At 65.0% G+C, this 19,817-nt stretch carries 15 protein-coding genes; 5 read left to right on the top strand and 10 right to left on the bottom strand.

Going from position 1 to position 19,817, the window contains the following annotated elements; translation table 11 throughout:
- Window positions 1-69 precede the first annotated feature (69 nt).
- Genes CDA09_RS08645 through CDA09_RS08635 form a run of 3 tightly spaced genes read left to right on the top strand, consistent with a single transcriptional unit; the run spans window position 70 to window position 2,458 of the window.
- A complete protein-coding gene (locus CDA09_RS08645) occupies window positions 70-798 on the top strand; it encodes a maleate cis-trans isomerase family protein (RefSeq protein ID WP_121428249.1) in 729 nt (242 codons plus the stop codon).
- Between the two features lie 22 nt (window positions 799-820).
- Window positions 821-1,564, top strand: a complete 744-nt coding sequence (locus tag CDA09_RS08640; RefSeq protein WP_121428248.1) for an aspartate/glutamate racemase family protein — start codon at window positions 821-823, stop codon at window positions 1,562-1,564.
- A gap of 51 nt (window positions 1,565-1,615) precedes the next feature.
- Window positions 1,616-2,458, top strand: a complete 843-nt coding sequence (locus CDA09_RS08635) for a fumarylacetoacetate hydrolase family protein (RefSeq protein ID WP_121428247.1) — start codon at window positions 1,616-1,618, stop codon at window positions 2,456-2,458.
- A 93-nt stretch (window positions 2,459-2,551) separates the two neighbouring features.
- Here the strand turns inward: CDA09_RS08635 and CDA09_RS08630 are convergent, their stop codons facing one another.
- From CDA09_RS08630 to CDA09_RS08620, 3 genes are read right to left on the bottom strand one after another with little or no spacing between them, the layout of a single operon-like run.
- Window positions 2,552-3,607 carry a 2-oxoacid:ferredoxin oxidoreductase subunit beta gene (locus CDA09_RS08630; protein ID WP_121428246.1) on the bottom strand — a complete coding sequence of 352 codons (1,056 nt, stop codon included), beginning with the start codon at window positions 3,605-3,607 and terminating at the stop codon, window positions 2,552-2,554.
- Entirely contained in the window at window positions 3,604-5,460 is a 1,857-nt protein-coding gene (locus CDA09_RS08625) for a 2-oxoacid:acceptor oxidoreductase subunit alpha (protein ID WP_121428245.1), read from the bottom strand. Before CDA09_RS08625 ends, CDA09_RS08630 begins: the two co-directional genes overlap by 4 nt.
- A 6-nt stretch (window positions 5,461-5,466) precedes the next feature.
- On the bottom strand, window positions 5,467-7,317 hold the full coding sequence (locus tag CDA09_RS08620) for an FAD-dependent oxidoreductase (RefSeq protein WP_286164431.1): 1,851 nt from the start codon (window positions 7,315-7,317) through the stop codon (window positions 5,467-5,469).
- Between the two features lie 296 nt (window positions 7,318-7,613).
- Here CDA09_RS08620 and CDA09_RS08615 point away from each other — a divergent pair, with 296 nt between their 5' ends.
- Window positions 7,614-7,895, top strand: coding sequence for a PepSY domain-containing protein (locus CDA09_RS08615; RefSeq protein ID WP_121428244.1), 282 nt, complete (start codon window positions 7,614-7,616; stop codon window positions 7,893-7,895).
- Between the two features lie 145 nt (window positions 7,896-8,040).
- On the opposite strand, the gene fabF is transcribed toward CDA09_RS08615, so the two are convergent.
- Window positions 8,041-9,354 (bottom strand): beta-ketoacyl-ACP synthase II, encoded by a 1,314-nt coding sequence (gene fabF / locus CDA09_RS08610; RefSeq protein WP_121428243.1) that lies wholly within the window; start codon window positions 9,352-9,354, stop codon window positions 8,041-8,043.
- 152 nt (window positions 9,355-9,506) lie between these two features.
- Between fabF and CDA09_RS08605 the strand changes: the two genes are divergently transcribed.
- Window positions 9,507-10,424 (top strand): LysR family transcriptional regulator, encoded by a 918-nt coding sequence (locus CDA09_RS08605; RefSeq protein WP_121428242.1) that lies wholly within the window; start codon window positions 9,507-9,509, stop codon window positions 10,422-10,424.
- A 151-nt stretch (window positions 10,425-10,575) separates the two neighbouring features.
- On the opposite strand, the gene CDA09_RS08600 is transcribed toward CDA09_RS08605, so the two are convergent.
- From CDA09_RS08600 to CDA09_RS08575, 6 genes are all read right to left on the bottom strand, one after another.
- Window positions 10,576-11,928: an MFS transporter gene (locus tag CDA09_RS08600; RefSeq protein ID WP_121428241.1), complete on the bottom strand. Its 1,353-nt coding sequence runs from the start codon at window positions 11,926-11,928 to the stop codon at window positions 10,576-10,578.
- 187 nt (window positions 11,929-12,115) lie between these two features.
- Window positions 12,116-12,802: an isochorismatase family protein gene (locus CDA09_RS08595; protein ID WP_121428240.1), complete on the bottom strand. Its 687-nt coding sequence runs from the start codon at window positions 12,800-12,802 to the stop codon at window positions 12,116-12,118.
- 280 nt (window positions 12,803-13,082) lie between these two features.
- Entirely contained in the window at window positions 13,083-13,898 is an 816-nt protein-coding gene (locus CDA09_RS08590) for a DUF5020 family protein (protein WP_121428239.1), read from the bottom strand.
- Between the two features lie 77 nt (window positions 13,899-13,975).
- Window positions 13,976-15,466 carry an NCS1 family nucleobase:cation symporter-1 gene (locus CDA09_RS08585; protein ID WP_121428238.1) on the bottom strand — a complete coding sequence of 497 codons (1,491 nt, stop codon included), beginning with the start codon at window positions 15,464-15,466 and terminating at the stop codon, window positions 13,976-13,978.
- 140 nt (window positions 15,467-15,606) lie between these two features.
- On the bottom strand, window positions 15,607-17,415 hold the full coding sequence (locus tag CDA09_RS08580) for a hydantoinase B/oxoprolinase family protein (protein WP_121428237.1): 1,809 nt from the start codon (window positions 17,413-17,415) through the stop codon (window positions 15,607-15,609).
- A 10-nt stretch (window positions 17,416-17,425) separates the two neighbouring features.
- Entirely contained in the window at window positions 17,426-19,522 is a 2,097-nt protein-coding gene (locus tag CDA09_RS08575) for a hydantoinase/oxoprolinase family protein (RefSeq protein ID WP_121428236.1), read from the bottom strand.
- Window positions 19,523-19,817: the final 295 nt, after the last annotated feature.

The raw sequence follows: 19,817 nt of genomic DNA, 5'->3' as shown, positions 1-19,817 counted from the left end.
GCGGCTCCCCCTCCCTGCCGCGGGGCCCCGTTTTTTCGACCGACCAGACTCCAACGCCAGAGGATCCCCATGAGCAAACGCATCCGCCTGGGCGTGCTGACGCCCTCCTCCAACACCTCCCTCGAACCGCTAACGAGCGCAATCGTCGCCGAAGTGCCCGGCGTGTCCGCGCACTTCTCCCGCGTCACCGTCACCGAGATCTCGCTCAAGGACCAGGCCCTCGGCCAGTTCGACGACACCAAGATCCTCGCAGCGGCAAAACTGCTCGCCGACGCGCACGTCGATTCGATCGGCTGGAGCGGCACCTCCTCCGGCTGGCTCGGCTTCGAGCGCGACGTGCAGCTGTGCCGCTGCATCACCGAAGTGACCGGCATCCCCGCGACGACCTCGGTGCTCGCACTGAACGAGATCCTCGCGAAGACCGGCACCAAGACGCTCGGCCTCGCGACGCCCTACGTGCCCGACGTGCAGGCGCGCATCGTCGCCAACTACGCGACGCTGGGTGTCGACATCCCCGCCGAGCAGCACCTCGGCATCAGCGTGAATTTCGACTTCGCCGAAGTCACGGAGGACACCCTGCGCGGCATGATCCGCCAGGTCGCACAGTCGCGCCCCGAGGCGATCACGACCTTCTGCACCAACCTGCACGCCGCCCAGCTCGCCGAGGAACTGGAAGCCGAGACCGGGATTCCCCTCTACGACACGGTGTCCACCGTCGTATGGAAGCAGTTGCGCATGGCCGGCATCGACACCCGCGAGATCAAGGGCTGGGGTCGCCTGTTCCGCGAAGTGGCCTAAAGTGAAATTGGATGGATCGAAGATGAAAATCCTGCTGCTGAACCCGAATACCTCGCAGAGCGTCACCGACCGCATCGCCAACGCGGCGATGGGCGTCGCCGGCGCGCAGACCGAACTCGTCACCGCGACCGCCCCGCGCGGCGTGCCCTACATCGCGACGCGCGCCGAAGCCGTGATCGGCGGCGCCGTGGCGCTCGAAATGCTCGCCGAGATGCACACCGGCGTCGACGCCGCCGTGATCGCCGCCTTCGGCGACCCCGGCCTGGGCGGCGCGCGCGAGCTCTTCCCGATCCCGGTGATCGGGCTGGCCGAAGCGGGCATGCTCACCGCCTGCATGCTCGGCAAGCGCTTCGCGATCGTAACCTTCTCGCAGTCGCTGGAACCCTGGTATCACGAATGCGTCGCGTGGCACGGCCTGCACGAACGCTGCGCCGGCGTGCGTGCGCTGGGCGGCAGCTTCCGCTCGATCTCGGACGTGCAGGAGGAGAAGGAAGGCCTGCTCGTCGAACTGGCGACGCAGGCGGTGAACGAGGACAGCGCCGACGTCGTGGTGCTTGCCGGCGCACCGCTCGCCGGCCTCGCGCGCCGCGTGCGCGAGCGCATTCCGGTGCCGGTCGTCGATTGCGTCGAGGCGGCGGTCAAGCAGGCCGAAACGCTGGTCGCACTGAACCCGCGCAAGGCCGAACAGGGCACGTTCGCGCGCCCGGGCGCCAAGCCCTGCATCGGCATCGCCGAGCCCCTCGCGCGCTGGATCAACCATGAGTGAGGCTCGCCGCGCGAGTCCGCGCAGCCGCCTCGCGCTTCAAGGAGAACGGCTGTGAAACTCGTTCGCTTCGGAGACCCGGGCCAGGAAAGCCCCGGCCTGATCGACGCCGAGGGCAGGATGCGCGACCTGTCGGGCGTGCTGCCCGACATCAACGGCGCCACCCTCGCGCCGTCCAGTCTCGCGCGGCTGCGCGGACTGGACCCGCACAGCCTTCCCATCGTGCCCGCCGGCACCCGCCTCGGCCCGCCGCTGGCGGGAATCGGCAAGATCGTGTGCATCGGCCTCAACTACGCCGACCATGCGCGCGAGGCCAACCTGCCGATCCCGCAGGAACCGATCGTGTTCATGAAGTCGCAGACCGCGATCTGCGGCCCGCACGATGCGATCGTCCTGCCGCCCGGCTCGGAAAAGACCGACTGGGAACTCGAACTCGTGATCGCCATCGGCACGACGGCGCGGCGCGTCGCGGTCGGAGACGCACTGGACCACGTCGCCGGCTACATGACCGGGCTGGACATGTCCGAGCGCTACTGGCAGCTCGAACGCGGCGGCCAATGGACCAAGGGCAAGAGCTTCGACACCTTCGCGCCGATCGGGCCGTGGCTCGCGACGGCCGACGAGGTCGCCAAGCCGGGCGAACTGGCGATGCAGCTCGCGGTGAATGGCGAGCGCATGCAGGACAGCAACACCGCCAATATGATCTTCAACCCCGCGCAGATCATCAGCTACATCAGCGGCCTGATGACCCTGCAGCCGGGCGACCTGATCTTCACCGGCACGCCCGCCGGCGTCGGCATGGGCATGACGCCGCAGCGCTACCTGCGCGCCGGCGAGCGCATCGACGCGGCGATCGCCGGGCTGGGCGAGCAGCAGCACATGGTCATCGCCGACTGAGCGCTTAACCCCTTCCTCTTTCTGCTTCCATTGCGGAAATTCACCCCGCCGGACAACAATCCGGCGGGTTTTTTCTTGGCTGCGCGGCCGCTTTCAGCGCAGCGTCGCGTTGAGCGCCTCCAGCGCCTTGCTGCCCGGGCACAGGTAGGCGTCGCCGAGCTGGTTCAGCGCCTTCTCGACGGTGTTGAGGTTGGCATGCATGTCCTGGCCGCTGCTGTCGACATACAGCAAGCCCGTGACGATCTCGCCCAGCGCCTGGCGCTCCTGCAGGTAGTTCATCGCGCCGATGCGATCCGCCGGGTCGTAGTCGACGCCCACCTTGCGCAGGTGCAGGATCGAGCCGTCGTGCTGCACCACGCGGCGCAGGCTGCCCGGCGGGTAGGACGCTTCGATCTGCGCCTTGGGCAGGATCACGTCGACGCGGTTCACCGCGGCGTTGTGCTCGCGCACGTAGTCGTAGCTCTTCGTCGAGCCGGCGTGGTTGTTGAAGGTCACGCACGGGCTGATGACGTCGATGAAGGCCGGCCCGCCGTGGCGCAGCGCGCCCTTGATGAGCGGCACGAGCTGTTCCTTGTCGCCGGAGAAGCTGCGGGCGACATAGGTGGCGCCGAGTTGCAGCGCCAGCGTCGCGAGGTCGATCGGGTTGTCGCGGTTGACCACGCCCTTCTTGCTCTTCGAGCCCTTGTCGGCGGTGGCCGAGAACTGCCCCTTGGTGAGGCCATACACGCCGTTGTTCTCGACGATGTAGGTCATGTTCACGCCGCGGCGCATCGCGTGCGCGAACTGGCCGATGCCGATCGAGGCCGAGTCGCCGTCGCCCGACACGCCGAGATACAACAGGTTGCGGTTCGCCAGCGCCGCGCCGGTGAGCACCGAAGGCATGCGCCCGTGCACCGAGTTGAAGCCGTGCGAGTTGCCGAGGAAGTAGTCCGGCGTCTTCGACGAACAGCCGATGCCCGAGAGCTTGGCGACCTTGTGCGGTTCGATGTCGAGGTCGAAGCAGGCCTGCACGACGGACGCGCTGATCGAGTCGTGGCCGCAGCCGGCGCACAGCGTCGAGATCGCGCCCTCGTAGTCGCGCCGGGTGTAGCCGAGCGCGTTGCGCGGCGCGTCGGCCGCGAGGAGCTTGGGTTTGGCGAGATAGGTCATGAGGCCACCTTGCGCTGGGGTTGTCCGATGGGGCTCACCTTGCGGTCGCTCAGGGCGTCGGCGATCTTGCCGGCGATGAAGCGCGCGGTGATCGGCGAGCCGTCGTAGTGCAGCACGCGCACGAGCTTCTTCGGATCGATTTCGCCTTCGTTGATCAGCAGCGAGCGCAGCTGCGCGCTCTCGTTCTGTTCGACGACGAACACCGCGTCGCGCTCGGCGATGAACTGCATCACCGTGTCGCTGAACGGGAAGCCGCGCACGCGCAGCGTGTCGACGTGGATGCCGTCGGCCGCGAGCAGCGCGCCGGCCTCGGCCATCGCGGGCGCCGTGGAGCCGTAGTAGATGACCCCCACATGCGTAGGCTGCTCCGCCTTCTTCAGCACCGGTGCGGGCACCAGGTCCTTCGCCGTGTTGAACTTCCGGCGCAGGCGCTCCATGTTGTACACGTAGTCCGCACCGGTCTCGCTGTATTTCGCGTACGGGTTGCGCGTCGTGCCGCGGGTGAAGTACGCGCCCTTGGTCGGGTGGGTGCCGGGAATCGTGCGGTACGGGATGCCGTCGCCGTCGACGTCGAGGTAGCGGCCGAAGTCCTTGCCCGCTTCGAGTTCGTCATAGCTCATGAGCTTGCCGCGGTCGTAGCGCCGGCTGTCGTCCCAGTCGAAGGGCGCGCACAGCTGCTCGTTCATGCCGATGTCGAGGTCGGAGAGCACGAACACCGGCGTCTGCAGGCGCTCGGCGAGATCGAAGGCCTGCGCGGTCAGGCTGAAGCACTCGTACGCGTCCTGCGGGAACAGCAGCACATGGCGCGTGTCGCCGTGCGAGGCGTAGGCGCAGGACAACAGATCCGACTGCTGCGTGCGCGTCGGCATGCCGGTCGAGGGGCTGCCGCGCTGCACATCGACGATCACCGCGGGGATCTCGGCGAAATACGCCAGGCCGAAGAACTCCTGCATCAGCGAGATGCCCGGGCCGGAGGTCGCGGTGAAGGCGCGCGCGCCGTTCCAGCCGGCGCCGATCACCATGCCGATCGACGCGAGCTCGTCCTCGGCCTGCACGATCGCGTAGCGCGCACGGCCGTTGTCCGGGTCGGTGCGGAACTTGCGGCAGTAGCTGGAGAAGGCTTCGATGACCGAGGTCGAGGGCGTGATCGGATACCAGCCTGCGACGGTGGCGCCACCATAGACAGCACCGAGGCCACAAGCGCTGTTGCCGTCCACCATGATGCGGTCGCCCACCGCGTCAGCGCGCTTCACCGTGAGCCCGATCGGGCACGGCAGGTGCTCCTTCGCGTAGTCGTAGCCCAGGCGCAGCGCATTGACGTTGGCCGTGATGAGCTGGTCCTTGCCACGGTAGCGGTCGACGAGAAGCTGCTCAGCCGACGCGAACTCCATGTCGAGCAGCGCCAGCAGCGCCCCGACGTACATGATGTTCTTGAACAGCTGGCGCTGGCGCGCGTCCTCGTACTCGGCGTTGCACATCGCGGTGAGCGGAATGCCCAGCACGGTGATGTCGTCGCGGAACTTCGACGGCGGCAGCGGTTTGGTCGAGTCGTAGAAGAGGTAGCCGCCCGGATCGATCGCGGCGACGTCACGGTCCCAGGTCTGCGGATTCATCGCGACCATCATGTCGCAGCCGCCGCGCGCCCCGAGCCAGCCGGCTTCGGACACGCGCACCTCGTACCACGTGGGCAGCCCCTGGATGTTGGACGGGAAGATGTTGCGCGGCGCGACCGGCACGCCCATGCGGATGATCGCACGCGCGAAGAGTTCGTTCGCCGAGGCGGAACCCGAGCCGTTGACGTTCGCGAACTTGATCACGAAGTCGTTGCAGTGCTGGATTGCTGGTGTCGTCATGGTGGATCAGGCCTCCCTTACGGCCGCCACGAGGGGCGCCTTCGCCCCCTCGCGGGACGGCGAACAAGGTGAACGTGGGGATTCGACGGTTTCGCCGGCGTAAGCAAGGTTCAACTCGAACTTCTGCATGTCCCATGCGCCCGTCGGGCAGCGCTCGGCACACATGCCGCAGTGCAGGCAGACGTTCTCGTCCTTGACCATCACCCGGCCCGTCTTGAGCCCTTCGGCGAGATACAGCGCCTGGTCGCGATTCTTCGCCGGGGCCTTCAGCCGCCCGCGCAGATCCTCGTCCTCGCCGTTCTGCGTGAAGGTGATGCACTCGGTCGGACAGATGTCGACGCAGGCGTCGCACTCGATGCACAGCTTCGGCTTGAACACCGTGGCGACGTCGCAGTTGAGGCAGCGGGCCGTCTCCGCGCAGGCGAGCTTGAAGTCGTAGCCGAGCTCGAACTCGGACTTGATGTCCTTCAGCGCCTCCTCGATCGCCTTCACCGGCACCTTGCGGCGTGCCTCTTCCGAGACCTTGTTGTCGTAGCTCCACTCGTGGATGCCCATCTTCTGGCTCACGAGGTTCATCGTCGGTGCGGGGCGCTGCGTGAGCGGCAGCCCGCTGCAGAAGAGGTCGATCGAGATCGCCGCCTCGTGGCCCTGCGCGACCGCGGTGATGATGTTCTTCGGACCGAGCGCCGCATCGCCGCCGAAGAACACGCGCGGCAGCGTCGATTGCAGCGTCTGCGTGTCCAGCACCGGCATACCCGAGCGGTCGAATTCGACACCGATGTCGCGCTCGATCCACGGGAAGGCATTCTCCTGGCCGATCGCGATCAGCACGTCGTCGCATTCCATGTGCACGTCCGGCTCGCCAGTCGGCACCAGCGAGCGGCGCCCCTGGTCGTCGTATTCGGCGCGCACCTTCTCGAACAGCACGCCCGTGAGGCGTCCGTTGGCGTGCGTGAAGGCCTTCTGCACGAGATAGTTGTGGATGGGGATCCCCTCGTGAAGGGCATCCTCCTTCTCCCACGGCGACGCCTTCATCTCCTCGAAGCCGCTGCGCACCACCACCCGCACGTCCTCGCCGCCCAGCCGCCGCGCGGAGCGGCAGCAGTCCATCGCGGTGTTGCCGCCACCAAGCACGATCACGCGCTTGCCGATCGACGTGACGTGGCCGAAGGCGACGTTCGCGAGCCAGTCGATGCCGATATGGACGTGCGCCGCGGCCTGGTTGCGCCCCGGCAGGTTGGCGTCACGCCCGCGCGGCGCGCCGGTGCCGACGAACACCGCATCCCAGTCGCCGGCGAGCACCTCGCCCAGGCTGCCGATCCAGTGATTGCGGCGCAGCTCGACCCCGAGGCTCTCGATGTAGCCGCACTCCTCGTCGATGACGCTGTCGGGCAGGCGGAACTTGGGGATCTGGCTGCGCATCATGCCGCCGGGCGACGATCCGCTGTCGAACACGGTGACCTCATAGCCCAGCACCGCGAGGTCGCGCGCCACGGTCAGCGACGCCGGGCCGCCCCCGATGCATGCGATGCGCTTGCCGTTCTTCTTGGACGGCGTCGGCAGACGATCACGGATGTCGTCCTTGAAGTCGGCGGCGACGCGCTTGAGGCGGCAGATCGCGACCGGCTCGGCATCGACCCGCCCGCGCCGACAGGCCGGCTCGCATGGACGGTCACATACCCGCCCGAGGATGCCGGGGAACACGTTCGACTGCCAGTTGAGCATGTACGCAGTCGAGAAGTCGCCCGCGGCAATCTGCCGGATGTATTCGGGCACGGGCGTGTGGGCCGGACAGGCCCACTGACAGTCGACCACCTTGTGCAGGTAGCCGGGATCTCTGATGTCAGTCGGTTTCAAGTGCGTCCTTCCTGTATCGGAAAAAGCATGCGCATGAGCGCCACGAACATTTCATGCATCATTGTGCACTAACTGCACTCAAATGCACGCTGCGCTGCACCATAAGTCATTCAAACCGTCGCTCGGACCGGTTGATCGGACAATATTGAGACATTCGCCCCCCTTGGTCGATCCCTTGTCGCATTAATCGACAGCCATGATTTCGAACGGCGCGCTTCAGGACCGGTTCACCTTCGCTCCCCGAGAATGTGATCCATGCCAACCCGGCATGCATCACATGGATAGAGGAGACCGCCATGAACGTCCGTCACTTCACCCTTGCCGTCGCCGCCCTGCTGATCGGTACCAGTGCCTATGCCGACCCGAAGTGCACGGCCGCGCCGAAGGATCCGCAACCGGCCGCGAACTCGATGCGCACACTGGTCGACGCCGGATTCAAGTTCCAGCGCGCCAAGGTCACGAAAAGCGACTGTTACAAGCTGAACGGCACCAACACGATCGGCGACCGCGTCGAGATCTACTTGAATCCGGCCGACGGCATCAACGTCAAGACCGAGACGGAAACCGAGAAGAGCTGAGCGGGAAGCGGCGGCGCGGCCTTGACAGGCCGCGCCGATTTTTCCCTGTCGAAAACGATGGCGCCGATCTCACGGCGCCACGAGAATCATTTGCCAGCTTTAACCGGCTTCGCGGGATGATCGAAGTACTGAGAACGGCCTCCCTTCAGTCGTTGACGGCACCGAAGAGCAGCGCTGCATTGGTCCCGCCAAAACCGAAGGAGTTCGACAGCGCAGTGCGCACGGTACGGCGCTGGGCAACGCCGGGCACGAAGTTCATGCCGACGAATTCCGCCGGCGGTTCGGCGAGATTGAGCGTTGGCGGCACGATCTGGTCGCGCAGTGCGAGCATGCATACGATGGCCTCGACTGCCCCCGCGGCACCGAGCAGATGCCCCATCGCCGACTTGGTCGAGGACACCGACAGCCCACCCTCTCCACCGCGCGTGGCGTGACTACCGAAGACCTCGCACAGCGCGCGCAGTTCGACCAGGTCACCGAGCGGTGTCGAAGTCGCGTGGGCGTTCACGTAGTCCACTTCCTCCGGGGCAACGCCCGCCCAGGCCAATGCAGCACGCATTGCGCGCCGGGCGCCGCCGCCGTCCTCGGGCGGCGCCGCGATGTGGTAGCCGTCGCCGGACAATCCGTAACCCAGCACCTCGGCATGGATGCGCACCCCGCGCGCCCGCGCGTGCTCGTACTCCTCCAGCACGACGATGCCGCTGCCCTCGCCGATCACGAAGCCGTCGCGCGCGGCGTCCCACGGGCGGGAGGCAGCCTGCGGCGTGTCGTTGAAGCCGGTCGACAGGGCACGCGCGGCACAGAAGCCGGCGATGCCCAGGCGCGACACGGCGCCCTCAGTACCGCCGGCCACCATCACGTCGGCGTCACCCAACATCACCATGCGCGCGGCGTCGCCGATCGCGTGCGCACCACTCGCGCAGGCGGTCGCCACACCGTGAGTCGGTCCCAGCAGGCCATGGCGGATTCCGACTTGGCCCGCCGCGAGGTTCACGAGCGCGGACGGGATGAAGAAGGGCGAGATGCGTCGTGCGCCCTTGTGTTCAAGGGTCAGGGCGCCTTCAGCGAGTGCGGGCAGGCCACCGATGCCCGAGCCGATCAGCACGCCGGTCCGCTCGCGCGCGTGCTGCGACGACGGCTGCCAGTCCGCATCCTCGAGCGCCTGCCGGGCCGCACATAGCGCGTACATCGCAAAGCGGTCCATCTTGCGCTGGTCCTTGGCCGGCACCCATTCATCGGCGTCGAAACCGCCGTCGGCACAGGCGCCTTCGGGCAGCAGGCCGGCGATGCGCGAGGGCAGGTCGCCGACCTCGAAGCGGTCGATCGCGCGGATGCCCGACTCGCCCGAAAGCAGGCGCGCCCACGTGCGCTCGACGCCGACACCGAGCGGGGTCGCGAGCCCCCACCCCGTCACGACCACGCGCCGCAGCGCCACCCTCCCCCCAACTGCTCCAACCATAGTGTCCTCTCGTGTTGATGTCGCGGGCCGCCCAGTCCCGGGCGGTCGTTGATATCTGAATCCTAATCGACACTATTCCATAAATTATTTACAGTTCATGTTAGATTATTGCTTATTTAGATCATTATTTTCTCACTGGATTCTGCCCTCCCATGCGCTTCGAAATCCGCCACATGCGCGCCTTCATCGCGGTTGCCGAGGAGCTGCAGTTCCGCCCCGCCGCCGAGCACCTGCATATGACGCAGTCGGCGCTAACGCGCACGATCCAGCACCTCGAGGAGGCCGTCGGCGCGGAGCTGCTGTCGCGCACCACGCGCGTCGTGCAGCTTACCGAGGCGGGTCGCACCTTCCTGTACGAATGCCGCCTCGCACTCGGGCACATCGAGAAGGCGTCGCTGCTCGCGCAGGCGGCCGCCGACGGCAAGGTGGGCTACCTGCGCATCGCGTACATGGACTTTGCGATCAACGGCAAGCTGCCGATGATCATCGAGAAGTTCCTGCACACCCATCCGGGCATCAAGGTCGAGCTGTTTCACTTCCCGAGCTCGAAGCAGAAGGAGGCCTTGCTCGAATCGCGCATCGACATCGGCTTCCTGATCGGTCCCTTCGAGTCGCCCTCGGTGAGCCAGCTCATGATCGCGCGCGAGGACCTGGTCGTGCTGCTGCCGGCCGCGCATCCACTCGTCAACAAGCCCTCGATCTCGATCCGCGATCTCGCCAACGAGAAGTTCATCCTCGGCTCGCAAGACTCGTGGGAGACCTTCCGCACACATTTCTTCGCGCTGTGCCACGCCGCGAACTTCTCGCCCTCCGTCGCGCAGGAGGCCTCGACCAGCGACGGCATCTTCGGGCTGGTCGCCGCGAACATCGGGGTGGCGCTGTATGCGCGCTGCGCAGAGAACATCCAACGCAAGGGCCTCGTGATCCGCCCGCTGGCAGGACGCCAAAAGCCGATGGAGACGCTGGTGTGCTGGCGCAAGGACATTCCGACGCCCACCGTAGACCGATTCGCGCAGTTCCTCCACGACAACGCCGAGGAATTCGGCATCGCGCATGAGGGACGGGAATAGCGGCACCGGGATGAAAAAATGCGACCCGCAGGCCTGGAGCACCTGCGGATCGCGAGCGGGGAAGAAGCAACGGTTGCGGATCGAAAACCGGTTCGGCACGAGGTCGCGATCTCCGCGAACAACGTATGCGGCTCGATCGCACAGAACTGGGTCAGGCTGCGTGCCGTAGGGACGCCTGCGTCTTCCCCCACTTGCGGAACCGCAGCGTGATCAGGGCGCCGATCGTGAGGAAGCCCGCAATCAGGAACAAGCCGTTGCTGAGGCTGCCCGTCGTGACCTTAACCCACCCCAGTATCGTGGGGCTCGCGAAGCCACCTATCAAACCGAGGCTGTTGATGAAGGCGATAGTCCCCGCTGCCGCCTTCGTACCCCCGAGGAAATCGGTGGCGATCGCCCAGAACAGCGGTTGCAGCGTGAAGATCCCGGCGGTCGCGACGCTCATCACCGCGAGCGACAACGTGAGATCGCCTGCAGTCTGCGAGATCGAGGCCAGCGCAACCGCACCGATGAACGCACAAAGCGCAGCGTGCCAACGCCGCTCTCCCGTCGCATCGGAATGGCGGCAGACGAGGATCATCGTCAGCACCGCCGTACCGTAGGGAATCGCCGAGTACATGCCGATGGAGAAGATATCGGTGACGCCCGCCCCCTTGATCAAGGTCGGCAGCCAAAAGCTGATCGCATAGACCCCGCAGATGAACGTGAACCAGGTCAGCGCCATCGCGTACACACGCGGCGACTTCATCGCATCGCCGAACGAATGGTCGTGAAAGAACGGGGTGTTGTCATGATCACGGCGCAACTGATCGACGACGATCGATTTTTCTTCTTCGGTCAGCCACTTCGCATGTTGAGGCCGATCGTCGAGGTAAAAGTAGGCGATGATCCCGAGGGCGCAGGACGGCACCCCCTCGATCAGGAACATCCACTGCCAGCCGCCCAAGCCGTGCAAACCCGTCAGTTTGCCCATCACCCAGCCCGAAAGCGGCCCGCCCACGACGCCGGCCATCGCGACCGCAGTCAGAAAGAGCGCCATGACTCGCCCGCGCCGGTTCGCCGGGTACCAGAACGTGAGGTAGTAGATCATGCCCGGGAAGAATCCGGCCTCGAACACGCCGAGCAGGAATCGCAAGACATAGAACACGGTGGGCGTGGTGATGAACATCATGCTGGCGGACGTGAGGCCCCAGAGCACCATGATGCGCACCAATGTCTTTCGCGCCCCGATCTTCTCGAGGATCAGGTTGCTGGGCACCTCGAAAAGGAAATAGCCGGCAAAGAAGATTCCGGCGCCGAGTCCGTAAACGGCGTCACTGAAGCCAAGCGCGTCCTTCATCTGCAGTTGGGCAAAACCGACGTTGATGCGGTCGAGATAGGCCGCCACATAGCAGATAAACAGGAAGGGCATGAGGCGCGAGGTTATCTTGCGATATGTCGAATTCACCCTCTGCACTCCCGAACGGCGTGCGCCTATATGGGCGCCTTCCAATACAGTTGTAGTCATCCATGTCTCCTCGATCGAATACTTCCCGTTTATTTTTTTGGTCGTGATTCGGGCACTACATCCATCCTGGGGCGGCCAGTAAAGGGCCACCGGGCTTACGATCTCGCTATGTGAAGTTCCTCCCGAAAATCAAGGTTGCCGGGACCACGCGATCGCGCAGCCCCGGCCGTCGCACGGAAACCGGGAATCAGCCCTTCATCGAGTACAGGTAGTCGACGCAGCGATCGACCGACTCCACGTCGGCGAACTTGGCGTCGATGTCGAACAGGTTCCACTCGACCGCGCCGGGCACGCGGTCGCCGATGCACTCGCGCACGGCGATCGTGCGGAAGCCTTCGGCCAAGCCGTCGCACAGCGTCGTGCGCACGCAGGCCGATGCGGTCACGCCGGTCACGAGGATGGTGTCGACCCCGGCCGCGCGCAGGAAGCCCGCGAGGTAGGTGCCATGGAAGGAGCTCGCGCGCTTCTTGACCAGCACCTGCTCACCGGCGATCGGCGCGATGCGCGAGTCGATCGCCCAGATGTTCTCGTCTGCCTGATTCACGACATCGACCGGAATCTTGTTGTGCCACAGGCCCATGTCAGTATTCGGATTGTTGCGGTCGGTGACTTGGTAGCAGGTCGTCACGTGGATCACCGGATGATTGTTCTCGCGGCACGCCTTCAGCAGGCGCTGCACGCCGGGGATGATCTCGTCGTCGATCTTCTCGCAGGTGAAGGGGTTGCCCGGGCGCGTCCAGGCATTGGCGAGGTCGACGTTGATCAGCGCCGGCTTCTTGCCAAAGCCCACGCGGCGCTGGAAGCCGCGCTCCTGGTACAGCTTGGTGGCTTGTGCGAAGGCTTGTTTGAGCATCGTGTTCAGTTCGGTATCCATTTCAGCATGATCTCCAGATCGTTTTCATCCTTGGGGTTGCGACAAAGTTGTCTTTGCCTGCAGGAAATACTAGTCGCCCTACTATTGCTTCGTCTATTTACAATTAATCGTATATTATTGCGTTTAAAAGACATTATTTCAGCGATCATCGACACGCGGCCAACGCCCCTATCCGCTTGCCGGCACAAGGAAATCCCGGCGTCGACGGAGACGAGCACGGAGCCGTCGGGAACGACCGACGGCCGCCCGCGGCGACTCCGCAATATCGGCGGATATGTGCCTAGAACTTCACGACGGCCATGATGTTGGGGAAGCTCTCATTGAGACCGTCGATGCCATACTTGTTGCGCCAGTACTGGTACTCGGTGCCGATGTAGAACGCATCGCGGCGACCCGACACGAGTTGGCCGACATCGAGCCGCAGTTGCGGCTGGCACAGGGTCTGATTGACGGTGCCCTGCCCGCGCGCGCCGATGAAGTCGCAGAAGCCCTCGAAGGACCAGTGCGTGGGGCCGATGCTGAACGGCAGCCGCCATACCGGGGTCACCTGGTAGCTGTTCCGGTAACGGGTTTGCACGCCGTTGAACTGCGAACGGTCGTCGTAGGCGAGCAGGTCCACGTTGAAGTAGCTGAAGCCGGGCACCGCGAAATCCAGCGTCACGCCGTAGAGCAGGACCCGCGTCGCCGCGCCCCTGGTCGAGGCACCCGCGTTGACGCCCGCGGTCAGGCTGACGTCCTTCAGCACGCCCTCGCCGAACTTCGCGCCGGTGATCTTGCCCAGGCTCAGGTAGTGGTAGTACTCACCGTAGATGTCGTTCGCGCGCGGTGCGTTCTTCGTTCCCCAATAGGAATCCACAAAGAAGTAGTTGCGCCCATAGGCGTAGCCGCTCACGTGCTGCAGCGTCACCGTCGTCTTCGTGACGTCGTGGGGATTGCCTGGATCGCGGAAACGCGTGCCGTTCAGGATCTGCACGTCGGTTTCGCTCCAATCCGAGGCCGTCGCGGAACCGAGATGACCTGCAAGGATAAACGCGAGGATGCCGCCGATTACGGCCCCGACGCGGCGCAGTCCGATCTTCCCTGATAACTGATTCATGTCACATGCTCCTAATGTGCGTGGTGATGTTCTGGTTCTGTATTTGTGTTGCTGGCCAGGCGCCGTTGCGCACCCGATCAGACTCTTTCGACGGCAAGACCCTGGCTCACCCGTACGGTTTCGGAAGCCATCAACAACCGGTAAACCCCAAGGGACAGGAACAGGCCCACAAACCACGCGTAGTTGTAGAGTTCCGTGAAGAACGCCGGCACTTCGGCAAAAGCAACGGGAAAGGCGGCGTGGAGGAATCCCGGCAGGTTCGGCAGGACGCCGCTGGCGAACGCGATCAGCGCAGACACATTCCAGCCGTTCCGGTAGGCATACCGTCCGTTCAAGTCGAAGAGATCGTCGACATCGAGCCGCGTGCGGCGGATCAGCCAGTAATCGGCCAGCATGATCCCGAGCACCGGCCCGAGCAGCGCGCCGTAGCCGATGAGCCAGGTAAAGATGTAGCCCTGGGTGGATTCCGCGAGCTTCCACGGCATGATCACGACACCGATGACCGCCGTGATGAAGCCTCCCCGGGCGAAGTTGACATGCCGCGGGAAGATGGCGGCGAAGTCGTAGGCCGGCGCGACCGTATTGGCCGCGAGGTTCACGCACAGCGTATCGAGGGTGATGATCGCCAGGCCGATCGCCACGGCGACGCCTTCCATCCGGCTCGCCAGGTCGACCGGGTCCCAGATCGCCTTGCCATAGATGACGACGGTGGCGGAGGTGACGGCGACACCGACGAATGCCAGCAAGGCCATCGGGATCGGCAGGCCGACCGCCTGGCCCACGTAGTGTTCGCGCTGGGACGCGGAAAAGCGCGTGAAGTCGGGGATGTTCATCGCCAGCGTCGACCAGAACCCCGCCATCGCCGTGAGCGATGGCCAGAATACTGCCCAGAACTGGCCCTCCTTCTGACCGCCAGGACCGAATTGGGACGGCGCGGAGAACATCAGGCCGAAGCCGTCAGCCTTGTCGTAGGCCCACCACAGCAGCGCGAGCACGATCACGACTTTGAGGGGAGCGGTGAAGGTCTCGATCTTCCTCACCGACTCCGGCCCCCGGGCGATGAAATAAAGATGGAGCGCCCAGAAAATGAAGAAGCACACCAATTGCCCCGCGTTGACACCGGCCCACGCCATCTTCGGCCCCACCAGCAGGCCGCCGCTCAGAAGATTGCCGATTGCATAGATGGCACTTCCTCCCACCCAGCACTGGATGCCGAACCAGCCGCAGGCGACCAGTGCCCGCAACAAGGCCGGCAATTTGTTGCCCTGCACGCCAAAGGACGATCGCACCAGCACCGCGAAGGGCACGCCGTAGCGGGCGCCGGGATGACCGATCAACAGCATGGGAATCAACACGATGGCATTGCCGGCAAGCACGATCATGACCGACTGGGTCGCCGACATGCCCTGGTCCATCAGACCCGCCGCCAGCATGTAGCATGGGATGCACATGACCATGCCGATCCACAGGGCGGCGTAATCCTGCCAGCGCCAGGTCCTGTGGGCCGGATCGGTCGGGGCGAGGTCCTCGTTCCAGATCTCGGACTGCGTGTTGTTATGAACGCTCACGACTTACCTCCTGATGATTTTCAAATTTGTCTAATGAGTTCACGGACACACGCGCGAAACACGTGCGCACGCCTCCCCACCCGGCCTTGCGGCCGGGTGTGTCGGAGCTACGGATTACGGGGTGGGTGCTGCCGCGCCGGTCAGGCCGGCGCGGGCTCGGGAGCGGGCATCGCGTCCGCCGTCTGCCGCTCCAGGCGGAGCAGCGTGCGGCGCGCCTGCGTGGCCGCCTCGTCGAGGAGGAGGTCCCCGGAGATGATCACTCCATAGACCTCGCGGGCGTGGTCGAGGGTGCAGAAATCGTCCATGACATCCTCGAGCACCTTGCGGGCGGGACGGTCGAGCGGGTCGCCATAGCCACCGCCGCAGGGCGCGTAGTACGACATGCCGCCCCCTGCCTCCACGCGCAGGTTCGAGAACTTGGCGTAGGTGTCGTACGTCGTTCCGTTCGCGTGGAAGATCTCGACCCGTCCCGCGGCGCCGTCAGCGCCGCCGAAGGCACCCCATGGCACGTCGAGGTGGCGCTCGGACTCGTGCGTGATCGCACCGTCGGTGAGCAGGCGCTGCGTCTTGACAACGCCGATGCCGCCGCGAAACTGCCCCGCTCCGGGCACCACGTCGTCGCGCAGCTCGTAGCGGTCGCACACCATCGGCAGGTGCATGCCGAGATCCTCGATCGGGTTGTTGCGCGTGTTGGCCATCAGGTTGTCGATCGAGTCCGGTCCGTCCGAATGCGGCCGGCCGCCGTAGGCGCCCTCATTGACTTCGAGGAATACCCAGTAGTCGCCATCGGCCTTGATGCCCGAGTACGCGGCGAAGGACAGCGTCGCCGAGTTGCCAGCCGTGACCCGCTGCGGGATCACCGGCGCGAGCGCCTTGATGATGAGGTCGATCATCCGGTTGCACTGCGTGAAGCGCGCCTCGGCGGCGGCCGGGTAGATCGGGTTGAAGATCGAACCTTTCGGCGCCGTGACCTTGATCGGACGGAAGGAGCCTTCGTTCGGCGGCAGCTTCACCTCCATCAGCGCGGCATCGGTGAGCATCGCGCGGAAGGCGCAGTAGCAGGCCGGCTTGGTCGAACCTTCGAAAGGCACGTTGAAGCCGGTCGGCACCTGATCGGCCGAGCCGGTGAGGTCGACCTCGACGCTGTCGCCGGTGACGCGCACGCAGACCTTGATCGGCAGGCGCTTGTCGCGGTTCGCGCCGTCGTCGTCGAGATAGCCTTCGGCGAAGTATTCGCCATCGGGAATCTCGGCGATGCGGCTGCGCATCATGGTCTCGGTGTAGTCCATGAGCTGGTCCGCGGCACCGAACACCGTCTCCTTGCCATGGGTATCGAGCAACTCGCGCAGCCGCTGCGCGCCGAGCATCGCCGAGGCGATCTGCGCGTCGATGTCGTCCCTGGTCTGCTTCGCGGTGCGGCTGTTGTGGCCGATGTACTGCCACAGGCCCTCGTTGCGCTTGCCGCCCTCGTAGAGCTTGATGCCGGCGAAGAGCATGCCCTCGGCGAAGACGTCCGGGATGTCGATGATGAGGCCCGGTGTCGCCGCGCCGATGTCGACGTGATGCGCGGTGTTGGCCGCGAAGGCGACGAGCTCGCCGCGCCAGAACACCGGCACGACGATGCACAGGTCCGGGCTGTGGCTTGCACCGTAGTACGGATGGTTGTGCAGGACGACGTCGCCCTCGTTCCACACGCCGCCCTGCAGGCATTGGTCGATGCCGCGCAGGTAGGCGGGAATCGAGCCGATGTGCAGCGGCGAACCCTCGGACTCGGTGAGCGTGTTGAACTGCAGGTCGAAGAGGCCTGCGCCGATGTCCTGCGACTCGCGGATGATCGACGAGAAGGACATGCGATAGAGCACGTGGCCCATCTCCTCGGCGATGGTGTGCAGCGCGCCGCTGATGACCTGCAGGGTGATCGGGTCGACCTTGGTGCTGGACGGATGCATCTGCTTCTCCTTAGACGCGCTGCGCATTGATATGGATGTTGCCCTTGGCCGAAACCCGCGCGACGTAGCCCGGCGGAACCAGCGTCGTCGAGTCGTGCTGGACGATGATCGCGGGGCCGGACAGCTCGTGCCCGGCCTTCAGCTTCTTCCTGTCATAGCGCGGTGTCGCGTAGGTCTTCCGGTCATCGAAGATCGTCGGCCGCTCGTACATCAGCGCCGCTTCGGGCCCGCTGCCGGCGGCATTCTCCAGTTCGGGCCACGCGAGCGGCCGGGTGCGGGCGATGCCGATGATGCGGATCGTCACGATCTCGACATCGACGTCGTCGAACGCCCAGCCGTAGTCCCGCCGGTGCTGTGCCTGGAAGTTCGCCTTGACCGCGGCGAGCTTCTCGCCGTCGATCCGGCCGTTGGGGATGTCCGCGCGCAGTTCGAAGCCCTGTCCGTGGTAGCGGCATTCGGCGATGCGCACGAAGTGCTGGTTGTCAGCCGGCACGCCATCGTCGTCGAGCCGCTCGCGGCACAGCGCCGTGAGCTCGTCGATCACGCGGTTGAGCCTGTCGAGCGCGGGCTGTTCGACGTCCTTGAGCAGCGTCGGCACCGAGCGCGTGAACTCGTACTGCATGTCGGTGACGAGCAGCCCGATCGCCGCGGTGATTCCCGGCGCGGGCGGCACGATCACTTCGCGCGCCGACACCGCTTCGGCGAGCGCAACGCCGTTGAGCGGCCCCGCACCGCCGAACGGGGCGAGCGCGAACTTGCGCGGGTCGTAGCCCTTGGCGACCGAATTCGCGCGGATCGCGAGCGACATGTTGGAGTTGAGGATACGGATGATGCCGAGCGCGGCCTCTTCGACCGTGAGCCCGAGCGGCTCTGCGACCTTCGTGCGGATCGCTTCGCGCGCGAGCCCGGCGTCGATCTCGATGCCGCCGCCGAGGAAATGGTCGGGGTCGAGACGCCCCAGCACGACTTGTGCGTCGGTGACGGTCGGCTCCGTGCCGCCCTTGCCGTAACATGCCGGTCCCGGATCGGCGCCGGCCGAACGCGGCCCGACGCGGAAGGCGCCGCCTTCGTCGATGTAGGCGATCGAGCCCCCGCCCGCCCCCATCGTCGCGAGGTCGATCATCGGCGCGAGGATCGGATACGCGCCGACGTAGGTGTCGCGCGGGTTCATGATCTTCACCTTGCCGTCGGGGATCGTGCTGAAGTCCGCCGACGTGCCGCCGATGTCGACGGTGATGACGTTCTTCTCCTCCGACAGCGCGCCGGCCCAGCGGCCGCCCATCACGCCGCCGGCAAGCCCCGACATCAGGATCGTGACGGCCTCCTTCGAGCACTTCTCGACCGTCGACACGCCGCCGTTCGACTGCATGATGCGCAGGTGCGCCTTGATCCCTGCATCGACGAGTTTATGCTCGAGATTCTTCAGGTAGAGGGATGTCTTGGGGCCGACGTAGGCGTTCATCGCCGTCGTCGAGAAGCGCTCGTACTCGCGGATGACGTTCGCGACCTCCGAGGAGCACGAGACGTAGGCATCGGGCAGCACCTCCTGAATGATCTCCTTCGCGCGGCGTTCGTGCGCATCGTTCAGGAACGAATAGAGGAAACACACGATCACGGAGCGGATGCCGCGCGCCTTGAAGAGTTCGGCGGCGGCGCGCACTTCGTCTTCGGCCAGCACCTGGATCACCTCGCCGTGCGGCGGCATGATGCGCTCGCTAATGGCGATACGGTTGCGCCGCTTCACCAGCGGGCGCGACTGCCACGGCACGTCGAACTGCAGGGAGAAATTCTCCGGACGCTTGTGCCGGCCGATGTGCAGGATGTCGCGGAAGCCCCGCGTCGTGAGCATCCCGACCTCGGCGCCATTGTGCTCGATCGTGATATTGGTCGCGACCGTCGTGCCGTGCACGATCAGGCGCACATCGCTGGGATAAATTCCGCCGATGCGGCAAATCTCCAGGATGCCGCCCAGCACCCCTTCCGACTGATCCCATGGAGTGCTCGGCACCTTATGCACGTAGACCCGATGCTTGCCTTGGTCCTCCCCTTCGACCTCAAGCACCAGATCCGTAAAGGTGCCTCCGACGTCTACTCCGATTCTTGCCATAACAGTCTCCTGAAAATAAATTGGCAATTAACCGGTAAGCAATTGCAATGCCAACTTAACGAGAAATCGGAAACACAAGAAATTCCCGCAGGAGACGCCAATTATTACGAATCCAATCAGACCTTTTTTTTGATTATCTTTTCATTTGCCGCACCACACTTGTGCAAGGCGCATTATTAATGTCTCTTCCTGGGGCATTGATGCGCGAACTGATTTTATGCCACCTCACCTCCACCCCATTGGAACTCGTCATGGACAATAAGAGACATCCGGAACGGTGATTCCGGCAAACCTG

It is taken from the genome of Azoarcus sp. DN11, assembly GCF_003628555.1.
Classification (GTDB): Bacteria; Pseudomonadota; Gammaproteobacteria; order Burkholderiales; family Rhodocyclaceae; genus Aromatoleum.
The sequence above is the reverse complement of the archived record's forward strand: the minus strand, read 5'-3'. Positions and strand labels throughout refer to the sequence as shown.